Annotated in this window: 9 protein-coding genes; 6 read left to right on the top strand and 3 right to left on the bottom strand. The window is 38.0% G+C overall.

All coding sequences use genetic code 11. From position 1 onward, the window contains the following. Positions 1 to 434 precede the first annotated feature (434 nt). The 4 genes from EWV68_RS21115 to EWV68_RS21100 all read left to right on the top strand — a co-directional run bounded on the left by EWV68_RS21115 (position 435) and on the right by EWV68_RS21100 (position 5,986). Positions 435 to 914 (top strand): hypothetical protein, encoded by a 480-nt coding sequence (locus EWV68_RS21115; protein ID WP_272077369.1) that lies wholly within the window; start codon positions 435 to 437, stop codon positions 912 to 914. A 3-nt stretch (positions 915 to 917) separates the two neighbouring features. Then, positions 918 to 3,155 carry an NACHT domain-containing protein gene (locus EWV68_RS21110; RefSeq protein ID WP_287170941.1) on the top strand — a complete coding sequence of 746 codons (2,238 nt, stop codon included), beginning with the start codon at positions 918 to 920 and terminating at the stop codon, positions 3,153 to 3,155. Continuing rightward, positions 3,124 to 5,301: a hypothetical protein gene (locus EWV68_RS21105; RefSeq protein WP_287170939.1), complete on the top strand. Its 2,178-nt coding sequence runs from the start codon at positions 3,124 to 3,126 to the stop codon at positions 5,299 to 5,301. The genes EWV68_RS21110 and EWV68_RS21105 overlap by 32 nt, the downstream gene beginning before the upstream one ends. Positions 5,302 to 5,650: 349 nt before the next feature. Beyond that, positions 5,651 to 5,986 carry a DUF433 domain-containing protein gene (locus EWV68_RS21100; protein ID WP_287170942.1) on the top strand — a complete coding sequence of 112 codons (336 nt, stop codon included), beginning with the start codon at positions 5,651 to 5,653 and terminating at the stop codon, positions 5,984 to 5,986. A 178-nt stretch (positions 5,987 to 6,164) separates the two neighbouring features. On the opposite strand, the gene cofH is transcribed toward EWV68_RS21100, so the two are convergent. Beyond that, positions 6,165 to 7,301 (bottom strand): 7,8-didemethyl-8-hydroxy-5-deazariboflavin synthase subunit CofH, encoded by a 1,137-nt coding sequence (gene cofH / locus EWV68_RS21090; RefSeq protein WP_287170936.1) that lies wholly within the window; start codon positions 7,299 to 7,301, stop codon positions 6,165 to 6,167. 137 nt (positions 7,302 to 7,438) lie between these two features. Then, positions 7,439 to 8,125 (bottom strand): photosystem II biogenesis protein Psp29, encoded by a 687-nt coding sequence (psb29, locus tag EWV68_RS21085; protein ID WP_174718083.1) that lies wholly within the window; start codon positions 8,123 to 8,125, stop codon positions 7,439 to 7,441. A gap of 368 nt (positions 8,126 to 8,493) precedes the next feature. On the opposite strand from psb29, the gene smpB reads away from it, so the two are divergent. Further along, positions 8,494 to 8,958, top strand: a complete 465-nt coding sequence (gene smpB / locus EWV68_RS21080) for an SsrA-binding protein SmpB (RefSeq protein WP_004162719.1) — start codon at positions 8,494 to 8,496, stop codon at positions 8,956 to 8,958. 118 nt (positions 8,959 to 9,076) lie between these two features. Beyond that, positions 9,077 to 9,625 (top strand): DUF2808 domain-containing protein, encoded by a 549-nt coding sequence (locus EWV68_RS21075; protein ID WP_287170935.1) that lies wholly within the window; start codon positions 9,077 to 9,079, stop codon positions 9,623 to 9,625. A 247-nt stretch (positions 9,626 to 9,872) separates the two neighbouring features. On the opposite strand, the gene EWV68_RS21070 is transcribed toward EWV68_RS21075, so the two are convergent. Continuing rightward, entirely contained in the window at positions 9,873 to 10,190 is a 318-nt protein-coding gene (locus tag EWV68_RS21070) for a KGG domain-containing protein (protein ID WP_002761051.1), read from the bottom strand. Between the last annotated feature and the right edge of the window lie 430 nt (positions 10,191 to 10,620).

The following is a 10,620-nucleotide window of genomic DNA, read 5'->3' as shown; positions in this document are numbered from 1 at the left end:
CGCTCTCGCGCTGTTGTAGAGTGGTGGTCATTGGTTTATGATTCCTATTAAGTTATCGAGGTACGATTGATGATGTCTCTATCTTAGAGAGTTTGTATCGGTTTGTAAAGGGGTTTGACGATATTGTTACTTATGCCATTGATAAGTTTAGCTGATATTAGAGGCGGGAAAACAGAAACCCATGTAAACGTCGCTTCCCTCTATGCTTCCTTCAGAAAAATGGTGACACTCAATAGCACAGCGAGTAAGATAGTTACAGATGAGCAACGTGGCACTTCTAAGACGGATGTGGTTGTTATTGCGGTGCGCTCAATATCTGGGCTGTGCTGAGACTGTACCATTGAATCAGAGATTGGCTGCACTAGAAGCCAAGGTAGAAAAACTACAGGCTTTGGTAAAAAAATATCAGTTTGTAAGAAGGAGAGGAACTTTCAATGAGCGATCGCCAACGGTTAGCAGATTTAGAGGACATTCTAAAAATACTCTACGAACAACTGGGCGAGTTTGAACAAGAGTTGATTATCAGTAGTAGTAAACCTGCCAAGTTTGAGCTAAAGCAGCGAATTAAGCGAGAGATTCTCCCAAATATTCGTCGATATGAAGCAGAATATTGGGAGCTTTACCCAAAAGAAGCGATCATTATCTCGGATGAGGAAGCGGCAAGTCAACTGGTAAAGGTAGAGCAGGCTGTAGAATCTATCGATCGCATCTCGTTAACTTTTTATCCTCGAGAACTGATTCCCCTACTGCAAGATATTCGAGCCGAGTTAGAAGAACAGAACAAGGCAGCCTCAGCCAAGTTAAAGGTAGTTCTACCGTTGATTCCGATGATTGCCTCCTACGAACTGGAGATTGAGACAGAGGGATTGATGTACAAAACATGGGAGTCCATTAAGAGATTAGTTCGGAGGTAGGAAATGTCGCAAGAAAAGCTAGAACAAGCTAAGAGGAACTGGGAAGAACAACGCGCCTACTACGAGCGTGAACTCTCGATAGTTTCTAGTTCAAGCCAAAAGTTTGAACTAAAAAAAAGGATTGAGGAATGTGAGCAAGAAATAGAGAGCTTGGAAAAAAAATTAACTCAAGTGGATTCGGGAAATAAAGTAAATTTTCCGCAACAAGTTATCCAAACATATTTAGAGCTTCTTGAGGAGGAAATAGAGAATAAATATAAATATGATCAGGCTCTTAAAAATTATATATCTTTATCTGGAATGCAAACCCAAGCCTATCAGGAGGCTTTTCCAAAATCTACCAAATTTATTCCCAATCTAGATCAGTATCTTATTTCCCAATCTCCATCTCCGCCAATTGTAGTTTATGGTTCCCCAGGAAGTGGAAAATCTACAACTCTTTACAAAACCTTTGTAGAATATAAAAAACAAACTACTTCTTCAAAGAAATGCCAGTATATCCCTGTATTTATTCATGCCAATGAAATTGCCAATGTGTTAGATGATCTTAAAGGCAGACAGAAAGAAGAAATAACAAGTTTTCTTTCAAAACTATATGAAAACACTGAGGGTCAATGGAAACAAAATTTTGCGAAATTACTTGCGGAAGCTTCTACATACAAACTTGTTGTAATTATAGATGCTTTAGATGAGTTTGTTGACAAAAAAAATCGAGGTAAGTTATTCAGCTTTTTAGCTAATGTGCTTGAAAAAACTTATCAAAAGGGAACCAAATGGATACTGTCTTGCCGCGAAAAAGAATATAGAGCTTTTGCCAATCAATTAAAAGTAATAAATGTTCGTATTAAATCTCTTTCCCCTACTCAATTTGAAAATTTTCTTCGCAAGAGACTGAAAGAATCAAATGCAACAAAGGAATTATCACCACCAGAACGTCGAGAAATAACAAGAGTTTTAAATAAACTTACGCAAGCCAATAAGCGAGGTGATTTGTATTTAACTAATCCATATTACTTGTCACTATGGGTTGACTTAATTGCAGCAGAATCAAACAGTGGAGACGACTATGTTCCTACAATAGACGAACTTCACGAACGGGAGTTAAAAAGAGAGTTTCTCAAATCAATGAAGATAGATGAACATAAATTTTATCAACAACATCCATCGCTTATTATCAACACCAAGAAAGTTTTATCAGTCTTGAGTTATTATATTCTTGAGCAATCGCTAAAAAAGAACATCCATGAAGGCGTTGCCATAAACGATGACGAACTACTTAAGCGTTGGGTACAACCTATATTAGAAATAAATAACAAGAACGATGTTGACAAGATTACCAATAGCAGATTAAAGTCCTTTGACGGTTCTGACGTTGAAAATATTAACTACCGCTCAGAGGAACCAAACTTTATAAAAGTCTTGGAATATTTTAAAAAAGCTGTCTCAAATAATTGGTCTAATTTATCTCACTTTCTTTCAAGTGAAAATAAAAAATTTTTTATAGTCGTTCTGGCAAGCATTATAGATCAAGCTTTTCAAAACAATATAATTAAATTTAAAAATGATGATATTGATAAAATGCTTTTTGAGAGATTTACTAATCAAAGAGCAGGGGATTACCTTGCCGCTTGTTACTTAAGAGAACGAAAAGATGATGGATTGTCAAAAGTTTTAAGAAACAAAGAACCTAACTTTTGGCTGTCTCGTGCTATTGCTCTGGCGATCGCTAGTTCAGAAGAGCCAAGAATAATATTAGAACCATTAGAAATTCCAGAAGATTATGTGTTTGAGTCTGCTATTGTAGATGGACTTATTCTAATGCAGTCAAAACAAAAAGAGAGTCTTTCTAAATCCTCCCAAATAGGGACACAACCCTTTCTTGATAAATTTATAAAACACTTATTAAAAGAAAACAGATTTAACCTAGTTGATAATCCTAATTACGATGTTTGCGCTCCTTTTATATTATTAGGAGAGCTAAGGAGACTATTGGCTAATGGATATAGTGATAAAATAGAATTTCCTGATAATTTTTTCAGAGAACTAATAACAAAAGAATTGAAAGAGCAAAATATCCCTGTATGTCGAGAGCTTTATCTGACCTGGTTTGTCTATGCTTGTAACGTTAAATTTAATTTAAAAGACTGGCTATTTCTTGTATCAAATTTTTTCAAGCTTGCTGGTCAGTATGAATTTGATAAAATGTATAATGATTTCAAATTTTCTATCAAGGACACCTAAAAATATGATAAAAATACATATTATTAAACGAATATGGCAAATAGGAATCACTCTTCCTCTTATAGTACAATGGATATTTACTATCTTAATTGTAACTGCATACCTATTTGGGATTATCTATCCTCTTGTCAATATAGCTAATATAGAAGAATTTTGGGGAATATTATTTACATTATTTTTTGGTCTCGGACTTATTTACTCGGCGTGGAACAACGTAAAACATGGAACACCTGTACCACAAGCGTTAAGACATTTTCCTTGTTGGGTTATACAGAAATTTGGAAAATTTTTTGTTTTTATTTGGAGTAGTATTTGGACAGACACTATCGTGATGCTACGACAGGTGGTGGGGTTGCGTAAGTTCTGTTATAGATTATTTTCATATCTTAGAAAACTTAGGTTTTTACCTATTTTAAAGTTCTTTAAAACCGTTTTTAATGTTATCTTATATGGTATTGTTCTCTTCTGTTTTTTTACTATATTTTTCCCTGATAAAACTTTTGACGATAGCGAAAAACTCAATCATCCAGATTTTAACCGAAAGATCAAAAGCTTTAGTGAAAATATAAATTCTATTTATGATTGGTCGAAAAAAACTCAAAACTTGTTATCACAAAAAGCGAATAATATAAATCAGATAAAAAATAAATTTAACCAATTTTATGGTGAACCTAATTCTCCACAACTACCTAAAGAAATTAAAGGGATAGAAATATTAGATGTTAATTATAAAGAATTTATAACTTCCTTAAACTCCATTCAGAGTGATTTAGAAAGGATTAAGAAAGAATTGTTTAAAAAACAGCAAACTTTTCAGTCCACTCAAAAAGATTTACCTAATTTAAGAAATAAATTACAAACTAAATGTGAGCAAATCAGACGAAAAAAAGATTCTAACAAGAATTTATTTAATTTGTGTGATTCTTTGTTAAATAATCTTAAACAAGCAGATAATCGTATCTATAATATTCCTTTAGGTTTTTCTGAAATATCTAAAATAATTGCAGCAATTGATAAGGAATTAAAAATTGCTAAAAATTTCCAAAAAAGTTGGGAAAAAGAAATCGACAAAATTCAAGCTAAATTAGGTATTTTTCCAAAAAATCTAAATCTTCTATTTACACAAGCTGAAAACTTAATTGAAGAGGTTAATGATATTCAACTAAAATTTAAAGAAGAATTTTCTCAAATAATAGATGAGCTTGGTTCCCAAAAATCTGAATTTGCCGAACTTACGGAAAGATATAATAAACTAATAATTCAATCAAATATTAACCTTAGCATTAATAAAATAAATAATCAAAGTAAACAGCTTAATCTGGCTATAAGCCAACGTAAGGAACTAACAAAATTGAAAACAGATATGAATATAATTATTGAAAAAACTCGCAAAATCAAAGAAAAAATAGACAATAGTATCTATATTTTGATGGATAAGATTAAGCAACTTGAGGAAATAAATACGTCTATTAAAAAAGCTGAATTATCAAGTTCATATACAATTTTTGTTGAAGAAAAAAGCACAACCTTAAAAATTGTAACTAATAAATCAAAAGATTTAATTGAGCAAGCTAGGAACATTGAAAATCAGATTAATTATTTTCATAAAAGCTTGATGGATAATAATCTCAAAATAGATAGTTATGTTAAGAAGAACTTACCCTATTTAGAGCAATTGATTCAAAATATAGAAAACCAGAAAAGAAAAAAGTCATTATTTATAGTTATACCAGCAATTATTGTAACATCTACTTTAGGAATCTTTTTATATACTTGGCATCTAAAACGATCACTTACAAAATTACATCAGGTTTCAGAAACAGAAATTACAATCAAAAACTTCTTACAAGTGGTAGAATGTGATAAAGAGTTATATGAAGTTAGAAAAGAAGCTCTTGAAAAAATAAGTACTTTGCTGAGTGATGATCTTCAAAATTGTATAGTAGCAACGATTAAAACACCAGAACCAACAACAATCAATAAGATTAAATCGGTCAAAGAAAATATCAAAAAGATGAGAAAAACTGTTATAGAGATAAATCGTCGAAGTAATCTTCAAGAAGGAGATAGAAGAATCCGAAATGAATTATTGTCAAAAATTAACGGATTAGAACTTCAACTTAGTGAACTACGAGACATAGATTAAGATGAACAATACAATACGAACGGTGGTTAAATACCTAGCCATTTCCACTGATTCAACACCTAAGACAACTGGGTTCTTCGTTACTTGGTATGGTTCGATCAGGGGGCAGAAATCGGCTAAATCCTTATCTGGCAAGAGACTTAATTGATTAGCTCGTTCTAGATTGAAAATAATTGGCAAAAATCGAAGCAATGTCTTTCTATAGAAGGGTTTCACCCCTTATAACTCCGTCCATTGCATAGCACAAACCGAAGAACCAAAACTGATATGGTAACTGAAGAGTTTTTCCGACAGCTTCACCGATTTGGCGATGCTACAATTAAGAGAAAAAGTCTGCTCCAAGAAAACCATGCAACTAGAAGAATACTTTGAAGTTTTTGCTCCAGATGACATCCGCATTAAAGGACATCGCATTGGGATTGAGGATGTCATCAACTACCATTTAAAAGGTTATACTTCCCAGCAGATTCTCCAAGAGTTACCCAGCTTAAACCTAGAGAAAATTTACGCTACTCTCACCTATTACTATCAAAACAAGACCCTGATAGATGCTTATCTTCAGCGCCTCCGTGACTGGCAGGAAGAACAATACCAACAGTGGTTAAATACCGAACCATCCCTCCTGATTCAACGCCTAAGACAACTAAAACTAAAACGGAAACAGCAAGAACTAAACCTCGCATGAGAATCCGGTTTTTGTTAGATGAAAACTTATCCCCAGACCTCAAAATATCTCTGTTGCGATTGAATCCTAATCTCGATATTTTGCGAGTAGGTGAACCCGATGCACCACCCCTAGTAACTTTAGACCGACAAATCCTAGATTATGTTGCGTCATTTCAACGGTTATTAGTCACCAGGCTCTAATAGATTGTATCTCGTTGACGGGCCAGGCGATCGAGGGATTTAATCGCCGTTGCTAATTCCTCGACGGTCAAACAAGTACCGCCCACAGCCCCGGCCATAGTGGTAATATGTTCTTCCATGAGAGTGCCACCGAGATCGTTGCAACCCCAGTTTAAGGCTTCTGTCGCCCCCTGTAAGCCCAATTTTACCCAACTGGGTTGATGATTTTTAATGCTATTGCCCAAATAAATCCGCGCCACTGCCGTTAACTTTAATGTATCGGCTAAAATTGGTTGATCTCGTCCGACTCGATTTCTCAGGGGTTTGGGGGCCGATTGTCCCACAAAAGGCAATAAAATAAATTCAGTGATTTTAGCTGGATAATTATTTTCTAGGGCGATTTCTTGCTGTTTTCTAATTTTTTCGAGGTGCTGCACCTGTTGGCTAGGGGTTTCAATATGACCGCAGAGCATGGTACTGGTGGTATGTAACCCCAAGCGATGGGCAGTACCGACTATTTCTAACCAAGTAGCGGCATCGATTTTTTCTGGACAAATTACCCGTCTTACCTCATCCACCAACACCTCGGCAGCCGTCCCCGGTAGAGAATTCACTCCTGCTTCTTGCAGGGAAGCGATAACTTTTTCGTAACTTAAACCATCTTCTCTAGCAATAAATTGGACTTCTTGGGGCGAAAAAGCGTGTAAATGGAGGTTGGGAAAGGCTTGTTTCAGGTTTTTAACAATTTCGAGGTAATAGTCTAAGGAATTGCCCTTAATCTTGGCTTTTGGGTTTAATCCTCCCTGCATACAAATTTCCGTCGCCCCACGACGGACGGCATCCGCCGCTTTAGCGATAATTTCCTCTAAATTAAGCCAGAAAGCCCCCTCTTCATCTTCATCGCGTCTGAATGCACAAAAACTGCAATGCTGCTCACAAATGTTACTAAAATTAATATTGCGATTGATAACGTAGGTGACGGTATCTCCCACCTGTTGACGACGCAAAAAGTCGGCCGTTTCCCGAATCCGGGCAATTAAACGGTTATCGGTAGTTTCTAGCAAGATAATCGCTTCTTTCGCCGATAAATTCGCCCCTGACCGCGCTTTGGCCAAAATATCGGTTACGGGTGCGGTGATGGGGGAGTTAGTCACGGGAGATAAATATTAAGGGTTGCCGATCCTAATTGTAGAACGAGGTCAGAAGGAACAGTAAAGAAAGAGAGCCGATTTAATCCTTTTTCTGTTCCCTATTCCCTTGTCTGCACGCGGTAATTTCCGGTTGAGAGCCTTTATTGCGGGGTGGTTTGTTTTTCCTGTTCTTTTTGTTGACGTTTTTTCTTTTCTGCTTCTAGAGCATCTTCGATCACCTTGAGCAGCTGATCCATTTTATCAAGATTACCGCGATAAACATCGAGGTCTTTTTGCAGTTTCTCGCTGGAGAGACGGAGAATTTCTGAGAACTTTTGCAAAATTTGTTCGCGTTTTTCTTTTTCCTTGATCATGTCCGGTTGTGCTTCCGCCAAAATAGTATAGAGACCGATGGCAAACAGGCGACTATACTTAAACTTAGGCGCGTTGATAACCGAAACTAAACTATCAGACAACTGATTGTTACCACCCAGAGCAGGGTTTTGCAGTTGGGAAAGCAAGGAATCAATATTAGTTTCTTTGGCAATAGCGATCATATTTTCGGCATCACGACGATAGACTTCGGGATTACCGTTAACCGCTTGGCACAAAGCATTAAAAATATTCGGTTTATCCTCCCCCGGACGATAGCCTTCCATGAACTTCTCGAAAGAAGTAACCACACCAAGGGCATAAATTGGATCATAATGGAAATCTACATTAACGGAGAGCAGGTGCATCTCGACTAATAATTCCTCAACCACGCGCCGATACACCGAATTGATGGGGCGGGTGTGGCGAGTATAAAAATCACGCTTACTATCGGAAACAGTACGAATTTTGTCCACAGAACCAAACTTCATAAAAATTTAACACTGCTCTCATTTTCTCCCTTCTCGTTCCCCCTGACAAGGCCGGTGATCACCAAAGAGCGGCAAGCAGTCAGTCCAGAGAGAGCAAAAGAGCGAGTAAGATAGGGCAATGGGAAATGGGAAAATGGGGAAATGGGGGAATGGGGAATGGGGGAATGGGGAAATGGGGGAATGGGGAAGTGGGGAAATGGGGAAGTGGGGAAATGGGGGAATTTCAACTAAAACCCCAACACCCTAACACCCTAACACCCTAACACCCCAACACCCTAACACCCTAACACCCCAACACCCTAAAACCCTAAAACCCCAACACTCAACAGCTTTTTCACTTTTCACTTGACTATATGGCCAATCAAGACGACAAAATCAAAATTATCAGTGATAACCGGCAAGCACGCCATCTCTACGAGATTTTAGAGACTTTTGAAGCGGGGGTGCAGTTGCTGGGGACCGAGGTTAAATCCGTGCGTGCCGGTAAGGTAAACCTGCGGGATGGTTACGTTTTAGTCCGCAATGGTGAAGCGGTGTTAATTAATGTTCATATTTCCCCCTACGAACAGAGTAGCGAATATTTTAATCACGATCCGCGCCGGACGAGAAAATTGTTGATGCACAAAAAGGAAATCAGCAAACTCATCGGTCAAGTGGAACAGAAAGGCTTAACTCTTGTGCCTTTGAAGATGTATTTTAAAGGTAGTTGGGTAAAAATCAGCATTGGCCTCGGTAGAGGCAAAAAATTACACGATAAACGCGAAGATTTGAAACGTCGTCAGGATCAACGGGATATGGCGCGAGCGATGAAGCGTTAACCAAGACACTTATCGGACTGGCAAAGGTCTAGGTAAGAAACGATCGGGTTTTGTTACAGTTGAACTGTATTAGGCTCCTTGCGGCCGTCACCATCCCCCTCACTTTGGGTTAAAATTTATGTTAAAAGTCTTGACAAAAGTAATTAAATATGCTAAAGCACCCGCTTTAATTGCTCTATCTTTAGCTGTGGGTGCGGGGATTATTTTACCAAAAATAACTTTAGCCAATGGCAACCCCGGCCTAACCATTTTTAGTGGAGTCGATCGCAAGGATATCTTAGATTATTTCTTGCAATTTGGCGGTCGTCCCAAGCAAATGGATCGTTATAAACTCTATATTCCCCCGAAAAAACTCTCCCAAGGGGCTTCAGCTTTTTTTATTTCCTATCCCGATTATTTTAACGGCCAGTTTGACACCAATAAAATCGAGGTACGCATCAACGGCAAATCTTTACCTTTAAAGGAAGTGGTTTGGGATAAGGATAGTCGCATTATTCAAATTGTCCCCGAACAAGCGATCAATCCGACCAGCAAAGTTGAAATCGTCATGTCTAATGTCAGAAATCCTGAATTAGGCACTTATTACTTTACCTGTGATGTGATTGCCTCTGGCAATATTCCCGTCCGTCTCTACGTTGGGACTTGGATTGTCAGTATCGAACCTTAAGTAGGGTTTGCGGCAAAAAGTTTTTCGTGGGGGTAGGGTGTGGGGTGTGGGGTGTGGGGTGTGGGGTGTGGGGTGTGGGGATAATAAATAAAAGCTGCCTTCTGCCTTCTGCCTTCTGCCTCCTGCCTTCGTTAACGGGGATAGGGAAATGGGGGAATGGGGGAATGGGGGAATGGGGGAATGGGGGAATTTAACTAAAACCCCAAAACCCTAACACCCTCTCAGTCTGAGAAAAAGTCAACCAAAGTCAACTATTTGCCTCCGAGTTGCTAAAATCTGAGTAGTTTTCACCTATAGACTCGTTGGCTGGGGAATTTTCTTCGGAGTTTGAGTTTTTGCCACTGCCTTTGTGAGAATTTTTGCCCCCTTCCCGTCCGATAGCCGCCATGTGGGCGCGATCTCGGCTAACCGCTTCACCACCTTTTCGTCCCGCTTCGCGAGCTTCTTCGGAGGTAAATTCGTGGGCTGTACCTTTTTGATGAGCAGCTTTACCACCTTTACTAGCGATTTCCCGTTGTTTAGCTTGATCCATAGAGGCAAAACCGCGTTTACTCTTACCTGTCATAATATCCCTCCTGTGTGAATGCTGATTTTAAAAGTTCTTAAAGACTTATGCGAGATTTTTAAAACATCAAAATCATGGTCTTGTCGGTGGGCAAAACATTGAGATTGCCCCGCTTTCCTCCTCTAAGAACTATGGATTCCTACCTAGTATCATAACTCATTAGCTTGACTTCTAGGCAACTAATTACAGCGATAAAAGAGCGTATTTTATGTTAAAAAATATTAAGCGAATCGAGCATTTATCAGTCTAAAGATATAGAAGTTATCTTAATGGTGAGGTACAAAGTTTGCCTTTGGAGGAGTCAGTTATCAGTTATAGTTATTTCAAATAAGAACGAGACACTAGGCGACACAATAAGTACGAATAATTTCATCAAGGGGTGTCCCCACAGGAGCATACATTCTTGCCCTCTTTAATGCACTAAAATCAT

Origin of the sequence: Microcystis sp. M_QC_C_20170808_M9Col (assembly GCF_007095495.1) — a bacterium.
GTDB classification, from domain to species: domain Bacteria; phylum Cyanobacteriota; class Cyanobacteriia; order Cyanobacteriales; family Microcystaceae; genus Microcystis; species Microcystis aeruginosa.
This window is presented reverse-complemented; position numbering and strand designations above follow the sequence as displayed.